This window comes from Pararhodobacter sp. CCB-MM2 (genome assembly GCF_001691415.1).
Taxonomy (GTDB): domain Bacteria; phylum Pseudomonadota; class Alphaproteobacteria; order Rhodobacterales; family Rhodobacteraceae; genus Pararhodobacter.
The window spans coordinates 435,902-456,507 of sequence record NZ_LRRR01000001.1 but is presented as its reverse complement, the minus strand read 5'-3'; the positions used below and the strand labels follow the sequence as shown (position 1 = coordinate 456,507).

22 protein-coding genes are annotated in these 20,606 nt (G+C 67.5%); 5 read left to right on the top strand and 17 right to left on the bottom strand.

Annotation, left to right across the window (positions count from 1 at the left end; all coding sequences use genetic code 11):
* Nucleotides 1-30 precede the first annotated feature (30 nt).
* Nucleotides 31-1,419: a M20/M25/M40 family metallo-hydrolase gene (locus BCY78_RS02140; protein WP_068297129.1), complete on the top strand. Its 1,389-nt coding sequence runs from the start codon at nt 31-33 to the stop codon at nt 1,417-1,419.
* 56 nt (nt 1,420-1,475) lie between these two features.
* Here the strand turns inward: BCY78_RS02140 and BCY78_RS02135 are convergent, their stop codons facing one another.
* Together BCY78_RS02135 and BCY78_RS02130 are read right to left on the bottom strand one after the other, a co-directional pair.
* Nucleotides 1,476-1,832: a hypothetical protein gene (locus BCY78_RS02135; protein ID WP_068297126.1), complete on the bottom strand. Its 357-nt coding sequence runs from the start codon at nt 1,830-1,832 to the stop codon at nt 1,476-1,478.
* A gap of 31 nt (nt 1,833-1,863) precedes the next feature.
* Nucleotides 1,864-2,571, bottom strand: coding sequence for a hypothetical protein (locus tag BCY78_RS02130; protein ID WP_068297123.1), 708 nt, complete (start codon nt 2,569-2,571; stop codon nt 1,864-1,866).
* Between the two features lie 162 nt (nt 2,572-2,733).
* Between BCY78_RS02130 and BCY78_RS02125 the strand changes: the two genes are divergently transcribed.
* Nucleotides 2,734-3,915, top strand: coding sequence for a cytochrome P450 (locus BCY78_RS02125; RefSeq protein ID WP_068297117.1), 1,182 nt, complete (start codon nt 2,734-2,736; stop codon nt 3,913-3,915).
* Nucleotides 3,916-3,934: 19 nt separating this feature from the next.
* Here BCY78_RS02125 and BCY78_RS02120 read toward each other — a convergent pair whose 3' ends face one another.
* From BCY78_RS02120 to BCY78_RS25500, 5 genes are all read right to left on the bottom strand, one after another.
* Complete coding sequence (locus tag BCY78_RS02120; protein ID WP_068297114.1) at nt 3,935-4,714, bottom strand: heparin lyase I family protein; 780 nt, start codon at nt 4,712-4,714, stop codon at nt 3,935-3,937.
* Nucleotides 4,707-5,705: an NADPH:quinone reductase gene (locus tag BCY78_RS02115; RefSeq protein WP_139103059.1), complete on the bottom strand. Its 999-nt coding sequence runs from the start codon at nt 5,703-5,705 to the stop codon at nt 4,707-4,709. Before BCY78_RS02115 ends, BCY78_RS02120 begins: the two co-directional genes overlap by 8 nt.
* 329 nt (nt 5,706-6,034) lie before the next feature.
* Nucleotides 6,035-6,550: an RSP_2648 family PIN domain-containing protein gene (locus tag BCY78_RS02110; RefSeq protein ID WP_068297112.1), complete on the bottom strand. Its 516-nt coding sequence runs from the start codon at nt 6,548-6,550 to the stop codon at nt 6,035-6,037.
* A complete protein-coding gene (locus BCY78_RS02105) occupies nt 6,543-7,748 on the bottom strand; it encodes an RSP_2647 family RNA methyltransferase (protein ID WP_068297109.1) in 1,206 nt (401 codons plus the stop codon). Before BCY78_RS02105 ends, BCY78_RS02110 begins: the two co-directional genes overlap by 8 nt.
* 159 nt (nt 7,749-7,907) lie before the next feature.
* The gene (locus tag BCY78_RS25500) at nt 7,908-8,075 is read right to left on the bottom strand and encodes an RSP_7527 family protein (RefSeq protein WP_158515888.1); all 168 of its coding nucleotides are present in this window, start codon (nt 8,073-8,075) and stop codon (nt 7,908-7,910) included.
* 266 nt (nt 8,076-8,341) lie between these two features.
* Here BCY78_RS25500 and edd point away from each other — a divergent pair, with 266 nt between their 5' ends.
* Entirely contained in the window at nt 8,342-10,147 is a 1,806-nt protein-coding gene (gene edd / locus BCY78_RS02100; protein WP_068297104.1) for a phosphogluconate dehydratase, read from the top strand.
* Nucleotides 10,148-10,208: 61 nt separating this feature from the next.
* Here the strand turns inward: edd and hemF are convergent, their stop codons facing one another.
* The 4 genes from hemF to BCY78_RS02080 all read right to left on the bottom strand — a co-directional run bounded on the left by hemF (nt 10,209) and on the right by BCY78_RS02080 (nt 13,507).
* Nucleotides 10,209-11,090 (bottom strand): oxygen-dependent coproporphyrinogen oxidase, encoded by an 882-nt coding sequence (hemF, locus tag BCY78_RS02095; RefSeq protein WP_068297102.1) that lies wholly within the window; start codon nt 11,088-11,090, stop codon nt 10,209-10,211.
* Between the two features lie 52 nt (nt 11,091-11,142).
* Complete coding sequence (locus tag BCY78_RS02090) at nt 11,143-12,168, bottom strand: DUF2332 domain-containing protein (protein ID WP_068297099.1); 1,026 nt, start codon at nt 12,166-12,168, stop codon at nt 11,143-11,145.
* A gap of 79 nt (nt 12,169-12,247) precedes the next feature.
* Entirely contained in the window at nt 12,248-12,934 is a 687-nt protein-coding gene (gene pth / locus BCY78_RS02085) for an aminoacyl-tRNA hydrolase (RefSeq protein ID WP_068297096.1), read from the bottom strand.
* Between the two features lie 51 nt (nt 12,935-12,985).
* The gene (locus tag BCY78_RS02080) at nt 12,986-13,507 is read right to left on the bottom strand and encodes a hypothetical protein (RefSeq protein WP_068297093.1); all 522 of its coding nucleotides are present in this window, start codon (nt 13,505-13,507) and stop codon (nt 12,986-12,988) included.
* A 173-nt stretch (nt 13,508-13,680) separates the two neighbouring features.
* On the opposite strand from BCY78_RS02080, the gene BCY78_RS02075 reads away from it, so the two are divergent.
* Complete coding sequence (locus BCY78_RS02075) at nt 13,681-13,935, top strand: Rho termination factor (RefSeq protein ID WP_068297090.1); 255 nt, start codon at nt 13,681-13,683, stop codon at nt 13,933-13,935.
* A gap of 80 nt (nt 13,936-14,015) precedes the next feature.
* Here the strand turns inward: BCY78_RS02075 and BCY78_RS02070 are convergent, their stop codons facing one another.
* The gene (locus tag BCY78_RS02070; protein ID WP_068297087.1) at nt 14,016-14,636 is read right to left on the bottom strand and encodes a 50S ribosomal protein L25/general stress protein Ctc; all 621 of its coding nucleotides are present in this window, start codon (nt 14,634-14,636) and stop codon (nt 14,016-14,018) included.
* 186 nt (nt 14,637-14,822) lie between these two features.
* Here BCY78_RS02070 and BCY78_RS02065 point away from each other — a divergent pair, with 186 nt between their 5' ends.
* Nucleotides 14,823-15,965: an MFS transporter gene (locus BCY78_RS02065; protein ID WP_068297084.1), complete on the top strand. Its 1,143-nt coding sequence runs from the start codon at nt 14,823-14,825 to the stop codon at nt 15,963-15,965.
* A gap of 48 nt (nt 15,966-16,013) precedes the next feature.
* Here the strand turns inward: BCY78_RS02065 and BCY78_RS02060 are convergent, their stop codons facing one another.
* The 5 genes from BCY78_RS02060 to BCY78_RS02040 form a co-directional block, all read right to left on the bottom strand.
* Nucleotides 16,014-17,075, bottom strand: coding sequence for a TRAP transporter substrate-binding protein (locus BCY78_RS02060; protein WP_068297079.1), 1,062 nt, complete (start codon nt 17,073-17,075; stop codon nt 16,014-16,016).
* A 13-nt stretch (nt 17,076-17,088) separates the two neighbouring features.
* The gene (locus BCY78_RS02055) at nt 17,089-18,630 is read right to left on the bottom strand and encodes a TRAP transporter large permease subunit (protein ID WP_068297076.1); all 1,542 of its coding nucleotides are present in this window, start codon (nt 18,628-18,630) and stop codon (nt 17,089-17,091) included.
* Nucleotides 18,627-19,127 carry a TRAP transporter small permease subunit gene (locus BCY78_RS02050; protein ID WP_068297073.1) on the bottom strand — a complete coding sequence of 167 codons (501 nt, stop codon included), beginning with the start codon at nt 19,125-19,127 and terminating at the stop codon, nt 18,627-18,629. Before BCY78_RS02050 ends, BCY78_RS02055 begins: the two co-directional genes overlap by 4 nt.
* Nucleotides 19,128-19,184: 57 nt before the next feature.
* Nucleotides 19,185-19,574 (bottom strand): YbaN family protein, encoded by a 390-nt coding sequence (locus BCY78_RS02045; protein WP_068297071.1) that lies wholly within the window; start codon nt 19,572-19,574, stop codon nt 19,185-19,187.
* 243 nt (nt 19,575-19,817) lie between these two features.
* Nucleotides 19,818-20,606, bottom strand: coding sequence for a xanthine dehydrogenase family protein subunit M (locus BCY78_RS02040; protein ID WP_068297068.1), 789 nt, complete (start codon nt 20,604-20,606; stop codon nt 19,818-19,820).

Here is a 20,606-nt window from a genome sequence, read left to right as displayed (position 1 = left end):
AGATTTGGCGCGCAACAACAGGGAATTCCCATGACCTCCGATGCCGTCACCCCCGTCCTCGCGCATGTCGATGCCCATCTCGACGAGTCGCTCGAGCGGCTGATGGGCCTTCTGCGCCTGCAATCCATCTCGACCGACCCGGCGTTCAAGGCCGCGTGCGACAAGACCGCCGATTGGCTGGTCGAGGAGCTGGCCGAGATGGGCTTCGATGCGGCCAAGCACCCGACGACCGGCCATCCCATGGTCGTCGCCCATGACGACGAGGGCGAGGGATTCCACGTCCTGTTCTATGGGCACTATGACGTGCAACCCGTTGATCCGCTTAACCTCTGGAACCGTGACCCGTTCGATCCCGCGGTCGAGGAAACGCCTGCCGGCAAAGTGATCCGGGGCCGGGGCGCCGCCGATGACAAGGGCCAGCTGATGACCTTCGTCGAGGCCTGCCGCGCCTGGATGGCGGTGCATGGCACGCTGCCGATCAAGGTGTCGATGTTCTTCGAAGGCGAAGAGGAAAGCGGCTCGCCCTCGCTCATCCCCTACATGGAGGCCTATGGCGAGGATCTGAAAGCCGATATCGCGCTGATCTGCGACACCGGCATGTTCGACCCGCAAACCCCGGCGATCACCACCGCGCTGCGCGGCCTCGCCAAGCTGGAGCTGGTGATCACCGGCCCGAACAAGGACCTGCATTCGGGCATGTTCGGCGGCGCCGCGCGCAACCCGGCGCATGTGCTCTCGCGCATCCTCGCCGATCTGCATGACGAGGACGGCGCCTGCACGCTCGAAGGCTTCTATGACGGCGTGCCGGAGCTGTCGAACGCGCAGAAGGCGCAATGGGAGAACCTCGGCTTTGATGCTGACGGCTTCCTCGGCGGTGTGGGCCTGTCGGTTCCCGCCGGCGAGAAGGGCCGCTCGGTGCTGGAGATGGTCTGGTCGCGCCCGACCTGCGAGGTGAACGGCATGACCTCGGGCTACACTGGCGCGGGCTTCAAGACGGTGCTGCCGTCGAAGGCCTCGGCCAAGGTGAGCTTCCGTCTCGTCGGGACGCAGGACCCGCAGGCGGTGCTGAAGGCCTTCGAGGCCCATGTCGCCGCGCGCATACCCAAGGATTGCAGCTTCCAGCTTCTGGATACCGAGGGCAGCCCGGCCACGACGATGGAGATCGACCACCCCGCCTTCGAGGCCGCGCGTCAGGCCTTGAGCGACGAATGGCCCAAACCCGCCGCCTTCATCGGCTGCGGCGGTTCGATCCCGATCGCCGGCTATTTCCAGAAGCTCTTGGGCATGGATTCGATGCTGATCGGCTTTGGCAATGACGACGACCAGATCCATTCGCCGAACGAAAAATACGACCTGACCTCGTATCACAAGGGCATCCGCAGCTGGGTCCGCGTGCTGGACGCCCTGTCCGAGATCTGATCGGTTTTACAACGCGAAGGGCGCCTCGGGTTCCCGGGCGCCCTTTTGCGTGCCCGTCATCGCAGGGGACGGTGCAACAGCGCCATGGCCGCCCACCAAAGGGCCGAGGCGCCCAGCGTCACCACAAGGCCCCAAGGGGGTTGCAGCGCCGCCAGTGCCAGCGTGATCGGCAGCGCCAGGGCGAGTGCGATCCAGCCGAGCGCAAGGACCGCGTGGCGCTCTGGCTGCGGCAGGATCAGCGGCAGGGCCAGCACCCCCATCAATCCGGCCATCAGCGCCAGGATCTCGCCCTGAACCGGCACCAGCGACGAGGCGCCGCCAACCAGCGCGAGGACGGTCAGAACCAGCGCGCCACGGGCGGGCAGGGTGAGCAGGGCAAGGGGTGAGGGCGGGGGGCTGTAACGGCGTGTCATGACCCTGTGTCGGGCGGGCCGATCCCCCGGTTCAATCGACGTGCGCGGATTTTCGACGGTCGTACAGGATCACGCCCACAGCCCAGACGGCCCAAAAGAAAAGAACGTGCAAGGCCAGACGCTTGCCGGCGTTCCATTGCAGCGTCTCAGGCGCGAGGCTGCGGGCAAAGATCGGGTGCGGGGTCACCTCGTCGATGCCGTCCCACAACAGGATCGCGTCCGTCAGCGGCTGCTCTTCAGGCAGGCAAAGAGGAACGGCGTCCAACTGGTCGCGATTGCCGGGCTCGGCGCAGACGAGAAACGCGGGCGCATCGGCCTGAAGCGGGATCAGGCGCAGCCGCATCCGCCGCGTCTCGTAGCGGGTCATGTTGCCGTCCCGGTACTGATAGCGGTGTTCATACGGCAACGTGTCTTCCGGCAGGGGGGCAAGGCCCGGAAGGCGCAGGTAATAGGCGTCGCTAGTCCGGGCTTCGGCGATCGTGTCCATGGATGCCATCGGCAGCTGCGCCCGTTGCCAAGCGCGCAGCGGTAGGTCCAAGGTGCCAGTGCAGAGCAGGGCCACCGGGATCAGCGCGATCATCGCGCCGCCAGGCAACAACCGGAACGCCAACAGGGCAGAGCCGAGGGCGGCGATTGCCATGCCCGGCAAGACGACCTCCACGGCCTCGACCCAGCGGGTGGCAACAGCCATGCCACCCACCAGCCCTGCCAGCCAGACCAGCCCGACGAGGAACTGCAATGCCCGTCGCTGGGACCGGGGTTGAGGCAAGGGGGGCTGCACCATGCGACCATCTGGCACGACGCTGCGGCATCGGTCAATCGCCGGTCTGGACTGACTGGACCGTCTGGTCGGGGCGGGCTAGGGTCGCGCGCTCAGAGGCTCCACAAGACGAGACACCCGATGCAGCGCCTGCGCCAGTCCCCGACGGATTCTGCTTTCGTACAGAACCCTTACGCCTTCTACGACCGCGCGCGCGAAGCCGGAAAGATCGTCTTCTGGGAGGATTACAACCTGCCCTGCGTCTTCGGTCAGGCCGCTGCGAACCAGATCCTGCGCGACCGCCGCTTCGGCCGTGAGATCCCCGAGGACAAGCGCCAGCCCATCGCGCCCCATACCGCGCCGTTCTACGCGATCGAGGCGCATTCCATGTTGGAGCTGGAGCCGCCGCGCCACACCCGCCTTCGCAGCCTCGTGCTGCGGGCCTTCACCTCGCGCCGGATCGAGGCCATGGGCCCCGAGATCGAAGCCTTGGCCCGTGACCTCGCCGAGGCCTTGCCGGAGGGGGAATTCGACCTTCTGCCGACCTTCGCCGAGATCATACCCGTGGTTATCATCGCCCGGCTGCTCGGTGTGCCGGAGGCGATGAAGGACGACCTGCTGGCATGGTCGCACGCCATGGTCGGGATGTATCAGGCGGGCCGAACCCGCGCGATGGAGGACGCCGCCGCCAGCGCCAGCGCCGACTTCGCCGCCTTCCTGCGCGAGTATGTCGACAGCCGACGCCGCCAGCCGGGCGATGACCTGATCACCTCGTTGATCGAGGCCGAGGAAGCGGGCGAGAAGCTGTCCACCGATGAGCTGATCTCGACCTGCGTGCTGCTTCTGAACGCGGGGCACGAGGCGACCGTGCACGCGATTGGCAACAGCGTGAAGACGCTGCTGGAACAAGGCGGGCCGAAGGATTGGCTGTCGCCTGAGAAGATTGGCGCGACGATCGAGGAATTGCTGCGCTTCGATCCGCCGCTGCACATGTTCACCCGCTGGGCCTATGAGCGGATCGAGGTCATGGGCCATGTCTTCGAGCCCGGCGAGCAGGTCGGTGTGATGCTGGCCGCCGCCGCGCGCGATCCCGGCGTCTGGGACCGCCCCGCGGTGTTCGATCCCGGTCGCCCCGCGAAGCCGCATTTGGCCTTTGGCGTCGGGCTGCACTTCTGCGTCGGCGCGCCGCTGGCCCGGCTGGAGATGGCCCGCGCGCTTCCCGTCCTGTTCGAGGCCCGCCCGAACCTGAAATTGGCTGGCACCCCGGAATACGCCGGCACCTACCATTTCCACGGTCTGAGCCGGCTGATGGTTCGCGGCTGACCGGCTTACTCCACCCGGCTTAATCCACCGGACGCGCGGGGTCGGGACGCACCTCGGCCGCGCTGGTGCCCAGCCGCATCTCGTCGAAATAGGCGACTTGCGTGGGCATCGGCCCCTCGTGCCGGCTGACGAAGCTGCGGTAGAGGCCGTATTTCAGGTAGAAGAACTCAGGGTCCGGCAGAGGCCAGTCGGTGATGTCGGCCACGGCCTCGTCATTGATCCAGATCTGCAGGCGCGGCTGGGCGCTGTCGAAGTGCACGACCATCCGGCGCCAATCGCCCCGCAACGCCGACAGCGGCCCGAGGTCATGATGGATGTTGTCCGCCCCGGCGATATGCACCGTGAGCCGCAATCTTTCGCCCCGCGCCTCGATCTGCATCACGGGCGGGCGCGAGACCTGACCGCCATCCGCCGTCCGGATCGGCCCGCCTTGCTGGTGGATCTGAAGCAGGGTGGTGTTGACGGCCTCGGACGAGGCGAAATCCTCGGGCAGCAAAAGCGCGAAGCCGATCCAAAGATCGGCGCCCGGCTCCCAGCGTGCGCGGGGACGGAATTCGCTGCGCTCCCGGTCCGTGGCGCAATCATCCCAGGTCGATCCCGCCGCGCAATCGCCGGGCCGAACCTCGAACCGCTGCGCCTCGAACCCGGCGGCGACGGGGGTGTCGACGATGGTGTAGCCCCAGTCGGTCTCGGACAGGCTGCGTGCCCCTTCCAATCGCTGCGCGATTCCGGGCGAAGGCAGGCTTGTCGCGGCCAGCAGCGATGCCACCGCAACTGCCTTGAGGGCGCGTTCAGGCATCCGCCGCCACCTCGATCAGCGCGGTGCCGATCCGGGTGTTGGTCTCGCAGGCGGCGTGGGCCTGCCAGCCATCGGCCAGCGGAACCTGCAGGGCGACGGTATGCTTCAGCGCGCCCAAGGCCAGCCAGCGGTTGATATCGGTAATCGCCTCGGCCCGCGCCTGTTTCGGCAGGGTGTAGGCGAGGATCATCCGCAGCGTCTGGCTGGCGAACATCATCGGGTAGAACGGCAGGCGCGGTTCGGGATCGGCCATCGAGCCATAGGTGGCAATGACCCCATGCGGGTTCAGGACCGCCTGCGTGATCGGCAGGTTCTGCCCGAACTCCACCTCGACGATCCGGTCGATCCCGCCGCCGGCGGCTGCGCGGATCTGCAGCGCGGCATCCTCGGCCCGGTAATCGACGACGGCATCGGCGCCCATCAGCCGCGCATGGTCCACCTTGGCCGGCGAGGCCGTGGCGATGACCTTCGCCGCGCCGCCCAGACGGGCCATCTGCACGGCGTAGGAGCCGACCGAACCCGCGCCGCCCGTGACCAAGACCGTTTGCCCCTCAATCGGGCCGTCCGCGAACAAGGCGCGATGGGCGGTGATCGCGGGGATGCCCAGACAGGCGCCGTCGGCATAGCTGGCGGCGTCGGGCAGCGGAACCGCCTGCGCGGCCGGAAGCGCCACGAACTCGGCGGCCGTGCCGAAGGGGCGCTGCCAGGCGGCGTTCCACAGCCAGACGCGTTGCCCGATCCGCGCCGGGTCGATGTCCTCGCCCACGGCTTCGATCTGGCCAGCGCCATCGGAATTGGGGATGACCAGTGGGAAGGGGATTGGTGCGCGCGCACCGGCCCGTGTCTTCGCGTCCGACGGGTTGGCGCCCGAGATCGCCACGCGCACCAGCACATCTCCCGGCCCAAGTTCGGGGACAGGGAGATCGCGCAGGGACAGGACCTCTTGGGCCGGTCCGGTCTTGTCGTAGCACAGGGCGCGCATCTGGGTCATCGAAGCCTCATCTATCGCGGAACATCATGGGCAGACGCCCGAAAGGCTGCGCCGAAAATAGCGCTACGCGGCCAAAACCCGTTAACCAAAGCCGCGCGCTTCGGCGAGACGCGGCCCGCCATCCGGCGGTCCTCGGACCCAGCGTCGACGCTGTTCTGGCTGGTTTCAGGGCGAAAATCTGTCGCATGCGCCATAGGGACCATGCGAGGATAAAGGGGTCAAGGCGGGCAAACGGGGTCTCAAAGGGATAGCGGCCGATTTGCGCCCAATGTTAACTCTGACGCGCCACCGATTGAGGCCGCGTGTTGGGCTGGTTCACTTGCGGTGCGTCAGCTTTCCAGTGCGCGCCCCAATCTCGGAAGATCAGCCTTTTTCAAGGCATTGCGAAGCGTTCTTCCCGTAAGATCGGGCCAGACCCCCGCGACCGCAGCCTCGACGATGGTGGGCTGGGCAAGCCAGTGCATCATCATAAAATCGTCAGGAGAAATCGCTGTGATCCTGTGCGGTGCGAGGGCGCGTCGCGGAAAATCACGCAGATTCAAGGTTAACAGCGTCGAGGCTCCAGCAGCAATTGCAGCTGCAAGGATGTGGCGGTCTGCAGGATCGGGCAGATCGAGCCACTCCGGCTCGCCCGCCGGCGCTACGCCCTCCGGCCAACGCTGGCGCATCCGGGCGATGCTGCCCTCAATGGGCGTCTCGCCCTTGCGCTGATTGAGGTGAAGCCATTCGGCCTCGACACCTTCGGACCACACAGGGTCGTAAAGGCCCGAATCCGCCACCCCCAGCAAGAGGCTGCGCAAGAGCGGCGGAAACAACACGCAGGTGTCGAGGAAAACCTTAGCCATCAAGGCGATAGGTCAGGGCCTTCAAGTAACCACTCTCGGCCAGTTGCGGCAGCATGGGGTGATCCGGCCCGGCGAAACCGGTGTGGATCAGCTGACCCGCGCGGCGGCCCTTGCCGATGCCACGGGTGCAGGAGGCACGGAATTGCGCCAGATCGGCCGCGTGCGAGCACGAGCAGAGCACCAGATAGCCACCCGGCGCGACCAGCGGTGCCGCCATGCGGGCGATGCGCTCATAGGCGCGCAGGCCGGCGTCCAGAGCGCCCTTGTGCGGTGCGAAGGCAGGCGGGTCGCAGATCACCAGCTCGAAGCGGGCGTTCTCGGTATTCAGCAGTTCCAGCGCCTCGAAGGCGTCCGATTGGCGTGCCTCGAACCGATCGGCGGCGCCCATCGCCTTGGCCCCGGCTTCGGCCAGATCCAGCGCGGATTCCGAACCATCGACCGCCATTGCAGACGTAGCGCCCGCCGCCAAAGCGGCAAGGCCGAAGCCGCCGACATGGCTGAACACGTCGAGCACCCGTGCACCCTTGGCGAAACGGGCGGCGAAGGCGTGGTTGTCGCGCTGGTCGTAGAACAGACCGGTCTTCTGGCCGCCCATCAGGTCCGCCATGTAGATCGCGCCGTTCATATGCACGGGGACGGGGCCGTCCAACGCGCCGGTCAGCAACGCGGTCTCCTCGGGCAGCCCCTCAAGGCTGCGCGCGCGGCCCGAGCCATTCTTGACCACCGTTGTCACGCCCGTCACGGCCTGCAGCGATGCCACCAGCGTCTCAAGATGCGCCTCGGCCCAGGCGGCGTTCGGCTGCACGACGGCCGCATCGCCGAAACGGTCGATGACGACGCCGGGGAAGCCATCGGCCTCGGCATGGACCAGCCGGTAATAGGGCGCGTCATAGAGCGCCTCGCGCAGGGCCAGCGCGCGGCTCAGGCGCGCGTCGAACCAGCTGCGGTCCAGCGCCGCGCGCGGGTCGCGGTCCAGCATCCGGGCGGTGATCTTCGACTTCGGATTGACCGTCACCAGCCCCATCTCACGCCGCTCGGCATCCTCCAGCACGGCCAGCGCGCCGGGCTCCAGCGCGTTGGTGCGCCGGTCGAGCACCAGTTCGTCGGAATAGACCCAAGGGAAGCCATGGCGCACGGCACGGGCTTCTGCCTTGGGGCGCAGGCGAACGACGGGACGGTTGAAGGGAACAGAGGTCATGACGCTATCCGGATGGCTTGGCGCCCTCTGTACCCGGCGCGCGCCCGCAGCGGAAGGGCAAAGCGCGTAGGCGCGGGAACGACATCGCCCCGCACCGGAGGGCCGGTACGGGGCGAAGAGGCGGGGTCACGGAACCGGCGCAGGCCGGTTCAAACCCGATCAGGCGGTGCGGGCCTCGGTGCCGCGCGAGAACAACGAGACGATGCCGCGGCGCAGCGCCGAGAACATGTCGGCCAGAGCGCGGGCTTGCATCGCGCGGGCTTCACGTTCGATCTGCACGAGGTCGAGGTCTTTGATTTCGAAGAGGTTGTCGGTGTGAGCGGTCATTTTTTTCATCCTTCGCCACAGGGCGTCTTTAGGGGCGTCGTGTTCGGTTGATCTGTAAACACGATACGCCGCAGTGCAGCGTTGCGCTACAGACAAGGTCGCATTTCCGCGTTGCATTTCCTGCAAGGCTCTTCACACTTGGGCAGGAAACGGGGCTTTGCCCCCGGCGGCGCTTGCGGTGTTAGCGATAACGGCGTATATCCCGCGCAACAATCCATCAAAGGCGCGCCGCGTCGCGGCGCAACTCAGATAGACGAGGTAGCCCCATGTCCCTCGATCCCCGGATCCGTGACGTCACCGACCGCATCATCGAACGCTCGCGCCCCGAGCGGGAGGCCTATCTCGACCGTATGGCGAAAGCGGCACAGGCGGGCCCGGCGCGGGCGCATCTGTCCTGCTCGAACGCCGCCCATGCCTATGCCGCGATGGGCGAGGACAAGGCCGAACTGGCCGCAGACCGGCTGCCCAACATCGGGATCGTCACCGCCTATAACGACATGCTCTCGGCGCATCAGCCGTTCGAATTCTACCCGGCCATCATCCGCGAGGCCGCGCGCAAGGCCGGCGCCACGGCGCAGGTCGCGGGCGGGGTGCCGGCGATGTGCGACGGGGTCACGCAGGGCCGCGCGGGCATGGAGCTGTCGTTGATGTCGCGTGACACCATCGCCTTGGCCTCGGCCGTGGCGATGAGCCATGATTGCTACGATTCCGCCCTGTGGCTGGGCGTCTGTGACAAGATCGTGCCGGGCCTTGTGATGGCGGCGGCGACCTTCAGCCATGTGCCGGCGGTCTTCGTGCCGGCGGGGCCGATGACTTCGGGCCTGCCCAATGACGAGAAAGCCCGCGTGCGGCAGGAATTCGCCAAAGGCAATGTCGGGCGCGAGGAGCTGATGGCGGCCGAGATGGCCAGCTATCACGGGCCGGGCACCTGCACCTTCTACGGCACCGCCAACACCAACCAGATGCTCATGGAGATCATGGGCCTGATGCTGCCGGGCGCGGCCTTCGTGAATCCGGGTACCGGCCTGCGCGAGGGTCTGACCCGCGCCGCCGTCACCCGCGCCGCCGCGATCACGCATCTGGGCAATGATTACCGTCCGGCGGGCCTGATCCTCGATGAGCGCTGCTTCGTGAACGGTCTGGTCGGCCTGATGGCGACGGGCGGCTCGACGAACCTGATCCTGCACCTGCCGGCGATGGCACGCGCGGCGGGCATCACCCTGACGCTGGAAGACTTCGACGCCGTGGCCGAGGCCGTGCCGCTGCTGGCGAAGGTCTATCCGAACGGTCTGGCCGATGTGAACCATTTCCACGCCGCGGGCGGCCTCGCCTATATGGTGGGCCAGCTTCTGGACGCGGGCCTGTTGCACGAGGATGTCGAGACCGTCGCTGGCACCGGCCTTGCGCGCTATGCGCAGGAGCCGAAGCTTGATGGCGACGAGGTCATCTGGGTCGACGGCCCGAAAGAGAGCCTCAATGACCGCATCTTGCGCGCCGCGAGCGATCCATTCCAGGCGACGGGCGGCCTCAAGCAGCTCAAGGGCAATATCGGGCAGGGCGTGATCAAGGTCTCGGCGGTGAAGCCCGAGAACCATGTGATCGAGGGCCGCGCGCGGGTCTTTACTGATCAGCCTTCGGTCAAGGCGGCGTTCCAGGCGGGCGAGTTCACCGAGGACACCGTGGTCGTCGTGCGTTTCCAGGGCCCCAAGGCCAATGGCATGCCCGAGCTGCATTCGCTGACCCCGGTGCTGGCCGTGCTGCAGGATCGCGGGCTGAAGGTGGCGCTGGTCACCGACGGTCGGATGTCGGGCGCCTCGGGCAAGGTCCCGGCGGCGATCCATGTCGCGCCGGAGGCCGCGGCCGGTGGGCCGATCGCCAAGATCCGGGATGGGGACCGCATCCGGCTCGATGCCGTGACCGGTGAGCTGCAGGTGCTGGAGGAGGGCTTCGACGCCCGTCCGGTCGCCACGGCGGATCTCAGTGCGAACAATTTCGGCGTGGGTCGCGAGCTCTTTGCCCGCCTGCGTCTGGGCGCGACGGATGCCACCGAAGGCGCGTCGATCCTGTTCTGAGTTTCTCGGTTGTAGAGTGCCGAGTGAAGGCGGCCGGGTGACCCCCGGCCGCCGTTTTCGATCAGATCCACTTGGCCAGCGGCGGCAGGCTCATCAGCACCGCATTGGCGTCATGCCCCGTCTCCAGCCCGAATTTCGTGCCCCGGTCATAGACGAGGTTGTATTCCGCATAGAGCCCGCGATGGACGAGCTGCGCCTCGCGGTCGACCTCGGTCCAATCCTTGCCGCGGCGCTTCTCGCACAGCGGCGCGAAGGCGGGCAGGAAGGCCTCGCCCACCGCGCGGGTGAAGGCGAAATCCTGCTCCCAGCTGTCGCGCTCCGTCCCGCCGGTGTTGAGGTCATCATAGAAGATGCCACCCACGCCCCGCGCGCGGCCCCGGTGGGGGATGTAGAAATACTCATCCGCCCAGGCCTTGAAGCGCTTGTAATAGGCCGGGTCGTGGGCGTCGCAGGCGCGCTGCATCTCGGCGTGGAAATGCGCGGTGTCCTCGGGGTATTCGAGGCAGGGATTGAGGTCCGCGCCGCCGCCGAACCACCAGGCGCCGGGGGTCCAGAACATGCGGGTGTTCATATGGACGGCGGGGCAATGCGGGTTGCGCATATGCGCGACGAGGCTGATGCCCGAGGCCCAGAAGCGCGGGTCTTCCGCCATGCCGGGCACGCCCCGCGCGGCCATCGCCTTTTGCGCCCGCTCGCCGAGGGTGCCGTGGACCGCGGACCAGTTGACGCCGACCTTCTCGAAGAGCCGCCCGCCGCGCATCACCGACATGATCCCGCCGCCGCCCGCGCCGCCGTCGCGCTCGGTCGGGGTGACCTCGAACCGGCCCGGGGGCAGGTCGCTGTCGGTCGTATCCTCGAGCGCCTCGAAGGCCGAGGTGATGGTGTCGCGCAGACTGCGGAACCATTGGGCGGCTTGGGTCTTGCGGGTCTCGAAATCGGTCATGGTCGGGTCCGGTGGTGGGGTCGAAAGAGGCGTATTTGGAGCAGAATGAAAGTCAGGGCGCCCGCCAGTCGATCCAGCGGCCGTGGAAATCGGCGCGGCCGAGATCGATGGTTTCGTTGCCGGGCCAGAGGCGCAGGGTCAGCGCGGCGCCGGGATGGCCGCCGTCGGTCTCGTAACTGAGCCAGGCGAGGGGGGCGTCGGGCGTGGCGCGCTGGCCGGCGGCCTCGATCAGGGCGGTGCCGCGGGCCTGTGCCTCGGGCGGGAAATATTGCCAGGCGACGGTGGACCAGATGAGGTGGATCTGGCCGGGTTTCGGCGCGAGGCGGGATTCCAGCCAGTCGATGGCGTCGGCCTTGGCGGGCAGCGGCGGGCGGGCGGCGATGGCGGCCTCGGTCAGGTCGATGCGGTGCGGTTGGTCGGCCCAGAGATAGGCCAGAAGGCGCAGCCGTTGGTCGGGGTCGGTGACGTCGATCGGGTTCAGGTCGACGCCGGCGCGGTCAGCGACGGTGATATCGGCGGCAAAGGGCAGGGCGCCTTTCCACTCGGGCGTCAGGGTCAGGGCGGCGTGCTGGGGGCCAAGGCGGGTCTCGCCGACCTGAAGGGCGAAGCGGTCCCAGTTCAGATTGAGCCCGGCGCTGGCGCCGAGTTCGGAGAAGGCAAAGGGCAGGGTGAAACGTTCGGCCAGCCAATGCCCGGCGGCGATCAGCACGGCGGAGCGACGGACCTCGTTGGTCTGCGGGGCCGAGTCGAGGAAGCGGTCGATGAAACCGGCCTCACGCGTCATCGCGTCCGTGACAGCGTGCCAAAGGGTGTCGTCATCCACGTCCTGCGGCGGATAGACGGCGGCGAGGGGATCGCCCTTCAACACCAGCGCATGCAGCGCACCGGCCAGCCGCAACGGCACCGAGTGGCCGCGCGGGGTCAGGTCGCCCTGCCAGTCGAACAGGCGGCGCGTGAGAGGGCTGTCGGGCTGAAGACGCTCGGCCAGCAGCGTGCAGAGCCGGGCCATGAAGGGCGACCCCAGCAAGGCACAGGCCTCGGCCTGGGCGCGGAAGGCCTGGTGCAGGGTATCGGTCATGGCTCGCTCCGGTGTGGTCCTCGGACCCGGTTGTAGACGGGCTGCGGGGCAGAGGGAAGCGCGACCCGGCGACGCGCGCTCAGCGGAACTTGTCGGCGAGCTTTTGCAGCGGGCTGCGGTTGTCCTCGACGGGGGCTGCAGGTGCTGTGGGTTTGGGGGCTTCGGTCTTCGCGGGCGCCTCACGCCCGGCGTTGCGCGCGGGGGCAGTGCGGGCGGCGACGGCGCTCTGGAACTTGGCGCCATCGCCCGCCGCGAGGTAGTTCGCCCCGTCCGAGATCCCGCGCATCAGGTCGTCGAGCCAGTCCTCGTCGGCCTTCGCGAAATCATGCAGCACATAGCCCGCGACAGCGTCCTTGTGACCGGGATGGCCGATGCCGAGACGGACGCGCCCGTAAGCCTCGCCGATATGCTGATGGATCGAGCGCAACCCGTTGTGGCCCGCATGCCCGCCTCCCTGCTTCAGCCGCAGCTTGCCCGGCGCGAGGTCCAGCTCGTCATGCAGGACGATCACGTCGGCGGGTTCCAGCTTCAGATAGCGCATCGCCTCGCCCACGGATTGCCCCGAGCGGTTCATGAAGGTCTGCGGCTTCATCAGCATAGCCTTGTCGCCACCCAGCCGCCCCTCGGACACCTGCGCAGAGAAGCGCGATTTCCACGGGCTGAAGCCGTGGTCCTCGGCGATGCGATCCACGGCCATGAAGCCGATGTTGTGACGGTTCTGCGCGTATTTCGCGCCCGAATTGCCAAGGCCGACGATGAGTTTCATGGCCCGGGTTCTAGCGCGGGCGTCGGGGGCTGTCCATCAGCCGAAACGGCCTCAAGGCGCGCCCATCAGTGTGATCATGTCGCCCCGGACCAGCGTGGCATGCAAGATCGCGCAGGCGAGGGGGTCTGACGAGCTGCCCTCCATCGGCAATTGCACCATGTCCATGACCCCGTCGACACGGGCGCGCAGGGCTTCGGGCAGGCTGCCGGCGCGGGTCTGGACATAGGGCAGCACGGCCTCGCAGCTGGGCGCCAGCCCCTGTACCGCGTGCAGCGTGGGGTCGCCGAGGTCGAAGCCCTCGAAGGCGATGGTCTGCAGCATCCCGGCGCAGGCGGCGGGCTCGGGCGGGTTGTAATCGGGCAGGGCGCCGAGGCTGCCGATCAGGGAGTTCAGGCGGTCACGCTCGGGTCCCGCTTCGGGGGCGTTGGTCACCCACCAGTGGAACAGGACGGGGCAGCTGTCCTCGGGCACCGCATCGTTGCCGCCGGGGGCCGATTGGGCGACGGCCGGGGCCAGCGGCAGGGCGAGGGCCAGAGCAAGGGCGGGAAGAAAGGCGGGCAGGGTGTTGATCATCGGGCATTTCCGGTCTGTTCGGGCGCGCCGGAAGCCTGCGCGAGGAGCCTTGGCTGGAGCAAGTCACCTTCCTGCTATCTGCCCACCGATCGGCGGGTTTCCGTCACCCCGGGGAACCGGGCCTCGGGCTGTCAGGTTGGTTTGCAAACGCCATCAAGACAGGAGCCGGCATCATGGCCAATCCCAGCCTGAAGGACGAAGACCTCTATGAGACCCTGCGCGACAAGGGCATGAGCAAGGAGAAGGCCGCGCGGATCTCGAACGCGAAGGCCAATCCGGACATGCATCCCTCGGAAAAGGGCGGCAAGGCCCCGCCCTATGAGGAGTGGACGCGCGACGCGCTTTACGACCGCGCGCAGGAGATCGGCATCGACGGACGCTCGGCGATGGACAAGGGCGAGCTGATCGAGGCCCTTCGCAACCACTGACGCGCACTCCCTGATCGGACAACGAAAAACCCCGCCCGGTGAGGGGCGGGGTTTCGAAACGAGCCCGAGGGCCGCGAGGATTACTCCTCGGCGGCAGCCTCGTCGCCTTCTTCGTTCTCGGACGAGCGCAGGCCCGACGGGGCCGCGATGTTCGCGATCACGAAGTTCCGCTGGATGGTCGCTTTCGCGCCTTCCGGCAGGACGATGTCGTTGATGTGGATGGTGTCGCCGATCTGCTTGCCCGACAGGTCGACCGTCAGCTTCTCGGGGATGTCACCAGCCAGAACGTTCAGTTCGACGTCCGGACGCACGACAACCAGCGTGCCGCCTTTTTTCAGGCCCGGGCAAGCAGCGTGGTTTTCGAATTCCACGTGCACGAACAGGTTGATGCGCGAGGTGCGACGCAGGCGCATCAGGTCGACGTGAGTCGGCAGGTCCTTCACGACGTCGCGCTGGACGGCGCGCGCGATCACGCGGACGTCTTCCTGACCCTCGACCTTGAGGTTCCACAGCTGCGACAGGAAGCGGCCTTGCTTCAGCTTCTTCAACAGGTAGTTGAAGTTGAAGTCGATGTTGATCGGGTCAACGCCGCCGCCATACAGGACGCCGGGCACCTTGCCATCACGACGAGATTGACGAGCGGCCCCCTTGCCCGACCCCGTCCGGACCTCAGCGATCAGATCCTGGATCTCACCAGCCATATCGGTTCTCCACAAAATTAGGTTTCATCTGGCCATGCCCCTCCAAGGGTGGATGCACAGCGGGGCTGGCCATACCCCAGCGCGGTGAGGAAGGGAAGCGGAAACTTGGGCCGTCGCGGGCAGGCGGGCTCTGGACCTTGCCGGCGGGCCGTGGTTGCCTGCACAACCTGCCCGAAAGGTTCCTGAATGTCGATCCTCCCGCAACTTCGCGCCTCGCGCGGGCCACTGGCCTGCTTTGTCGGCATGGGCCTCGTCTGGGGCAGCTTCATGGCGGCGATGCCGGATGTGAAGGCGGGCCTCGGGGTGAGTGACGGCACGATGGGGCTGTTGCTGATCTGGGGCTCGGTCGCGGCGATCACCATGATGAGCCTGACGCCGCTGTTCGGCTCCGCCCTTGGGCGGGCGGCGCTGCCGGGGTTCGGGCTGCTGATGGGCGTGTCGCTGGCGGTGATGGGGCTGGCCGAGGGGCCTTTGCCCTTCGTGCTGGCGCTGATGGGCATGGGCATGGCCAGCGGGGCGCTTGACGTCTTGATGAACGCGCGCCTCTCGGCCATCGAGGCGCAGCGGGGCGAGAGCCTGATGAGCCTCAACCACGGGCTCTATTCGCTGGGCTTCGCGGCGGCGGCGGTGCTGACAGGCGTCGCGCGCGCGGCAGGCTGGAGCGTGACGGCCATTCTGGGCACCGGAGCTCTGGCGGTCGTAGTCTTGGCGCTGATGGCCTATGAGCGCGACGGCCGGATCGAGGGGCTGGAGCGCGCGCGGGGCCGGGAGCGCGTGGCGCTGGGGCTGGCGCCGCTTTTGGGTGGCGCGCTGATCCTCGCCGGCCTGATGGCCGAGAACGCGGTCGAGGCCTGGTCCGCGCTGTTCGTGGAACGGGAATTAGGCGGCGCCTTGGGAGCGGGATCCTTGGCCCCGGCGCTGATGGCGGTGACCATGGGCTTCGGGCGGCTGACCGCGCAGGCTTTCGGCCACCGGATGCGCCAGCGTTGGCTGCTGTCCGGCGGGCTGGCCGTGGCCTTGGCGGGCGTGGTCGTGGTGGCCAGCGCCGTCTCGCCCGGTTGGGCCTATCTGGGCTTTGCTGTGATGGGGCTGGGGGCCTCGGTCGTGGTGCCGACGACCTTGGTCCTGATCGGCCGGGCCACGACGCACGAGACCCGCTCGCGCGCGATCGCGAGGGCCACGGTGCTGGGCTATCTGGGGTACTTCATGGGGCCGCCGGTGTTGGGGCTGGTGGCCGAACACGCCGGGCTGCGTCTGTCCTTCGGCCTGATCGCCTTGATCCTGGCACTGGCGGCGCTGGCCATCCCGCCGCTGGTGAAACGGGCATAGAAAAGGGGGGCCGCGAAGCCCCCCTTCCACAATCGATCCGCATAGACCTCAGCGGTTCGCGGTATAGCGGCCCTGGAAGGCATTGGCATAGGCGACAGCGCCGCTGCGGAAGGCCTCGTAGCTTTCCAGCACGCGGGCGGCGTCGGCCGAAGCGCCGCGCTGCTCTTCTTTGACCTCTTCCCAAGCCGATTTCATGCCGTCCAGCACGTCCGCCGGGAATTCGAGGAACTCGACACCCGCTTCTTCCAGCGAGGCCATGGCGCCCACGTTCATGTAGTCGAACTGGCCCAGCGTCTCCATCGAGGCCTGCATGGCCGCCGCTTCGATGATCGCCTTCAGGTCATCGGACAGACCGGCGAAGGCTTCGGTGTTGACGACGACCTGCAGGGCGGCACCCGGCTCGGCATAGGCCGGCGTGTAGCACAGGTTGGTGATGCGCTGCAGACCGAAGGCCTGATCCAGCAGCGGGCCGACCCATTCGGCCGCGTCGATGGCGCCCGATTGCAGCGAGGTGAAGATCTCGGTCGCGGGCATCAGGATCGCGTTCACGCCGAGCTTGCGCATCATCTCGCCGCCCAGACCGGCGATGCGCATGTTGAGGCCCTGCAGATCGGCGAGGCTCTCGATGCGGTTCTTGAACCAGCCGCCAGCCTGCGTGCCCGAGTTGCCCGAATAGAAGGGCTTCAGGTTGCGCTCGGCATAGATCTCGTCCCAGATCTCTTGGCCGCCGCCCCATTTCAGCCAGGCGTAATGCTCGGTCGCGGTCAGGCCGAAGGGCACGCCGGTGAACCAATGCGCGGCGGCGGTCTTCGAGGCCGCGTAATAGGGCGTGCCGTGGCCGATGGGCACGTTGCCCGCCTGCACCGCGTCTTCCACGGCGAAGGGGGGCACCAGCTCACCCGCGCCATAGACGGTGATGACCATGCGGCCGCCCGACATCTGCTCCACCAGCTCGGCGAAACGGGTCGAGTTGGTGCCGACGCCCGGCGCGGCCTTGGGGAAGGACGAGGGCATGTCCCATTCGATGCGCTCTTGTGCCAGCGCGGGGGCGGCCAGCGCGCCGCCGGCGGCGATACCGGCGCTACCCTTCAGGAAAGTTCTGCGTTCCATGGTGGAATCCTCCTCAGTTGAACATCAAAGTCGGCAGCCAGGTGGCCAGTGCCGGGAACAGGAAAACGAGGGCCACTGCCAGGATCTGGATCAGAACAAAAGGCACCACGCCACGATAGATGTCCATCGTCGTGATGCCCGGCGGCGCGACCGAGCGGAAATAGAACAGGGCAAAGCCGAAAGGCGGGGTCAGGAAGCTGGTTTGCAGGTTCATGGCCATCAGGACGGCGAACCAGACGGGCGAAATGTCGCCCGACAGCACGGCCGGCCCCAGCAGCGGCACAACGATGTAGATGATCTCCACGGCTTCAAGGATGAAGCCCAAGAGGAACACGATCACCATCACCGCCATCAGCGCGCCCATCTCGCCGCCGGGGAATTCGCGCATCAGGTGTTCAACGGCGCGCTCGCCGCCGAAGCCCCGGAAGACCAGCGACAGCATCGACGCGGCGATGACGATGCCGAACACCATGCCCGAAATCTTGATCGTCTCGACCATCGCCGGGCTCATCATCCGCCCCGCGATCAGGCGCCACAAGGCGACCAGCACGCCCAGCGCCAGCAGGCAGGCGGCCAGAATGCCCAGCAGGCCCGCCAGCGTATCGGCCCCGGCGCGTCCGTATCCCGCGATCCGCAGCGCCACGAGGGCAAAGGCCGACAGTCCGGCGATGCCGATCAGCGCCCGCTCCCAAGTCGCGCGGGTGGTGGTGAAGGCGGCCATCAGACCGGCCCCGACGGCGCCGAGCCCCGCGGCCTCGGTTGCCGTGGCAATCCCGCCGAGGATCGAGCCCAGCACCGCAAGGATCAGCAGCAGGGGCGGCAGGAAGGTGAACAGGATCTCGGCCATCGACACCGGCTCATGCGCGGTGACGGACTTCGCGCGACCGGGGCGCAGGGTGATCAGCAGCCAGAGGGCATAGAGGCCCACCAGCGTCAGCCCCGGCACCAGCGAGCCCGCGAACAGGTCCGCAACCGAGACCGGCATCGGCGCGAAATTCCCCGCGCGCTGTTGGGCCTCAAGGTAGGTATTGCCGATCTGGTCGCCCAGAAGCACCAGCAGGATCGAGGGCGGGATGATCTGCCCCAGCGTCCCCGCCGCACAGATCAGCCCCGCGGCCTGCCGCTTCGGCACGCCCGAATCCAGCATCGGCGTCAGGGCGATCATCACCAGCATGACGATGGTCGCGCCGATGATCCCGGTCGAGGCGGCGATGATCGTGCTGAACGCCAGCACCGCCAGCGCCATCCCGAGGGGCGAGCCGCCCAGAAGGCGCGCCAGCACCCGAAGCATCCGCTCGGCCAGCTGCGCGCGTTCCAGAAACACGCCCATCAGCACGAACAAGGGCACGGCCATCAGCAGGGTGTTGTTCATCACCCCCAGCACGCGGGCCGGGAAATTCGACAGGAAGGCGATGTTGAACAGGTCGAACTGCGCGCCGATCACCGCCAGCACGAAGGGCACGCCGGCAATCGCCAGCATGGCGGGGATGCCTGACAGGATGCCGGCGAAGAGCCCGACGAAGAGGAGGATCAGCATCCACTCCTGGCCGCTCATGCCTCCACCTCACGCGCCGCAGGCGACAGCACCTGTGCCAGCCCCTGAATGATCATCAAGACGGCGGCGAGGGGCAGGGCGCTCTTGACCAGATACATCCCACCCAACCCGCCCGGCGTGGTCGAACCCTCGGCAATCTGCCAGGAGAACAGGACATCGCCCCAGCCGGCCCAGACGATCAGCGCGAAGATCGGCGCGAGGAAGAACAACCAGGCCAGCGCATCGGCGCTGCGCAGATAGCGCGCCGGCAGACGCTCGGACAGGACCTCGACACGGACATGCCCGCCGCGGGCATGGCACAAGGGCACGGCCAGGATCAGCAAGACGGCGAAGGCATAGGCGGCAAGGTCCTGCATCTTGATCGAGCCGGTCCCAAAGCCATAGCGCAGCACGACATTGACCAGCACCATGATCACGAGGATCCCGCCCGCCGCCATCGCCAGCCACAGAGTCAGCCGGTCAAGCCAGCGCGCAAGCGTCAGAAATCCCTTGATCAATGCCCGTCCCCCCGGCGTTGCACAGCGCGGCCACAGAACGCCGCCGGGCGCCAAGTGTCAAGCGTCGGGATCGCGCGACACGGGCAGGGCGCGCGGGCTCGGACGGGTCAGGATGAACAGCGTCACCGCCCCCAGGGTCACCGCCTGAATCGCAAGGACGCGCCCCGGCAACTGCAGGAACACGCTCAAAAGGAAGGTCGCAGCAATCGCCACCAGCGCCATGGTCTTCGCACGTGACGAGATCGCGCCCTCGGCCCGCCAGTCACGAATGGGCGGCCCGAAGCGCGGATGCTCGACCAGCCACATCTCCAATCGCGGCGATGAGCGCGCGAAGCAGAAGGCGGCGAGCAGCAGCAGCGGCGTGGTCGGCACCAAGGGCAGCACGATGCCGGCGATTCCCACCGCCAGCGCCAGCCCGCCGCCAATCGTCCACAAAATCCTGAACACGCCATGCCTCCGTTTGCGCGCAACATAACGCGCCCGCGTCCGCCGGAAAGCCCGTCCCCCTCATCTTTACTCCACAAATATCCTCAAGGGGGTGAGCCCGCTGGGCGAGGGGGGCAGAATGCCCCCTTTCTTGGTCGCCCGCAGATCCGCGCGCCGAAGGCGCTCGGGACCAGGGCGAAACGCCTCACCGGCATAGGAAAAGGGGCCCCGCAGAGCCCCTTCTCATCGTCTGACATTCACGCTTCAGTGCGCCGCGGCCACCGCCCGGCGGGTCATCACCCCCACCAGATGCGCGCGGTAGTCCGGCGTGCCGTGCAGATCGCCGATCATCCCGTCCGCCGAGGCCGACAGCCCGTTCAGTGCCTCGGCCGAGAAGTTGGACGACAACGCCGCCTCGCCCTCGGACCAGCGGAACACGCCACCTTCCGAGGCGCCGGTGATCGCCACCCGCACCCCGTCCGCGTATTTCGCGACGAAGGCGCCGGTCAGCGCGAAGCGCGAGGCCGGTTGCATGAACTTGGCATAGGCGGCCTTCTCGGGGATCGGGAACTTCACCGCGGTGATGATCTCGCCCTCATGCAATGCGGTCGAGAACATGCCCTGAAAGAAGTCATCCGCCGCGATCTCGCGCGTGTTGGTGACGATCGTCGCGCCCGAGGCCAGGGTGGCCGAGGGGTAGCAGGCCGAGGGGTCATTGTTGGCGAGCGAGCCACCGATGGTGCCCCGGTTGCGCACCATCGGATCGCCGATCTGCCCCGCCAGTGCGGCCAGCGCCGGGTAATCGGCGGCGGCCTCCTTGGCGACGACGGCATGCGGCGTGGCCGCACCGATCACCAGCATGTTGCCCTCACGGCAGACGCCTTTTAGCGCGTCGATGCCGGTCAGCGAGACCAGCGTTGCCGGCGCATTGAGGCGCTGCTTCATCGAGGGCAGGAGGGTCATGCCGCCCGAGAGGGGCTGCGCTTCCTCGCCCGCCAGCGCCGCGACTGCATCCGCCACGGAGGCGGGTTTGACGAAGTCGAAATTATACAT

Excerpts from the sequence above, each read along its gene's own strand:
- BCY78_RS02055 (WP_068297076.1), bottom strand. The coding sequence starts at position 18,630 with ATGAGCGGCCAGGAGTGGATGCTGATCCTCCTCTTCGTCGGGCTCTTC.
- hemF (WP_068297102.1), bottom strand. The coding sequence starts at position 11,090 with ATGACCGATTTCGAGACCCGCAAGACCCAAGCCGCCCAATGGTTCCGC.
- BCY78_RS02120 (WP_068297114.1), bottom strand. The coding sequence starts at position 4,714 with ATGCCTGAACGCGCCCTCAAGGCAGTTGCGGTGGCATCGCTGCTGGCC.
- BCY78_RS02070 (WP_068297087.1), bottom strand. The coding sequence starts at position 14,636 with ATGGCTGGTGAGATCCAGGATCTGATCGCTGAGGTCCGGACGGGGTCG.
- BCY78_RS02090 (WP_068297099.1), bottom strand. The coding sequence starts at position 12,168 with ATGACCGATACCCTGCACCAGGCCTTCCGCGCCCAGGCCGAGGCCTGT.
- BCY78_RS02080 (WP_068297093.1), bottom strand. The coding sequence starts at position 13,507 with ATGATCAACACCCTGCCCGCCTTTCTTCCCGCCCTTGCTCTGGCCCTC.
- BCY78_RS02040 (WP_068297068.1), bottom strand. The coding sequence starts at position 20,606 with ATGTATAATTTCGACTTCGTCAAACCCGCCTCCGTGGCGGATGCAGTC.
- edd (WP_068297104.1), top strand. The coding sequence starts at position 8,342 with ATGTCCCTCGATCCCCGGATCCGTGACGTCACCGACCGCATCATCGAA.
- BCY78_RS02060 (WP_068297079.1), bottom strand. The coding sequence starts at position 17,075 with ATGGAACGCAGAACTTTCCTGAAGGGTAGCGCCGGTATCGCCGCCGGC.
- BCY78_RS02105 (WP_068297109.1), bottom strand. The coding sequence starts at position 7,748 with ATGACCTCTGTTCCCTTCAACCGTCCCGTCGTTCGCCTGCGCCCCAAG.
- BCY78_RS25500 (WP_158515888.1), bottom strand. The coding sequence starts at position 8,075 with ATGACCGCTCACACCGACAACCTCTTCGAAATCAAAGACCTCGACCTC.
- BCY78_RS02140 (WP_068297129.1), top strand. The coding sequence starts at position 31 with ATGACCTCCGATGCCGTCACCCCCGTCCTCGCGCATGTCGATGCCCAT.
- BCY78_RS02065 (WP_068297084.1), top strand. The coding sequence starts at position 14,823 with ATGTCGATCCTCCCGCAACTTCGCGCCTCGCGCGGGCCACTGGCCTGC.
- BCY78_RS02110 (WP_068297112.1), bottom strand. The coding sequence starts at position 6,550 with ATGGCTAAGGTTTTCCTCGACACCTGCGTGTTGTTTCCGCCGCTCTTG.
- BCY78_RS02075 (WP_068297090.1), top strand. The coding sequence starts at position 13,681 with ATGGCCAATCCCAGCCTGAAGGACGAAGACCTCTATGAGACCCTGCGC.
- BCY78_RS02115 (WP_139103059.1), bottom strand. The coding sequence starts at position 5,705 with ATGACCCAGATGCGCGCCCTGTGCTACGACAAGACCGGACCGGCCCAA.
- pth (WP_068297096.1), bottom strand. The coding sequence starts at position 12,934 with ATGAAACTCATCGTCGGCCTTGGCAATTCGGGCGCGAAATACGCGCAG.
- BCY78_RS02135 (WP_068297126.1), bottom strand. The coding sequence starts at position 1,832 with ATGACACGCCGTTACAGCCCCCCGCCCTCACCCCTTGCCCTGCTCACC.
- BCY78_RS02125 (WP_068297117.1), top strand. The coding sequence starts at position 2,734 with ATGCAGCGCCTGCGCCAGTCCCCGACGGATTCTGCTTTCGTACAGAAC.